Consider the following 526-nt stretch of genomic DNA (forward strand, 5'->3'; position numbering starts at 1 on the left):
TCGCCTACGTGATCTACACCTCGGGATCCACAGGCACGCCCAAGGGCGTCATGGTCGAGCATCGGAGCTTGGTCAATCTGGGGCTGGCTCAGATAACGCTTTTGGGCGTTTGTTCAAACAGCCGAATAGTGCAGTTTGCCTCCTTTGGTTTTGATGCGAGTGCTTGGGAAATTATAATGGCGTTTGGCTCGGGAGCCGCATTGCATTTGCCTGCGGATGAGCTCTGTCAAGCGAGCACCAAGCTATCGGATTATCTTCGAAGCGAAGCCATCACTCATGCAACGTTGCCTCCAGCCTTACTTCAGCAAAGCAAGCATGTGGAATATTTGGCGTCGCAAGCTCTCATTCTTGCCGGAGAGCTGCCGAAGGCTGAACTCATCCGACGCCTGCCTGCTGCATCTATTGTCAACGGCTATGGACCGACCGAAACGACAGTTTGTGCGACGACCTGGAGTTGCCCGGCTGAGTTTGATGAGGCCATTGTCCCGATTGGCCGTCCGATTGCGAACACGCGGGTGTATCTGCT

General features: G+C 54.6%; 1 protein-coding gene. It reads left to right on the plus strand.

Features of this window, described 5'->3' with window-relative positions:
* A partial coding sequence (locus AAFX91_RS42385) for an AMP-binding protein (protein ID WP_394570438.1) occupies positions 1-526 on the plus strand: 526 nt, incomplete at both ends.

Source organism: Bradyrhizobium sp. 31Argb (assembly GCF_043638955.1).
Taxonomy (GTDB): Bacteria; Pseudomonadota; Alphaproteobacteria; order Rhizobiales; family Xanthobacteraceae; genus Bradyrhizobium.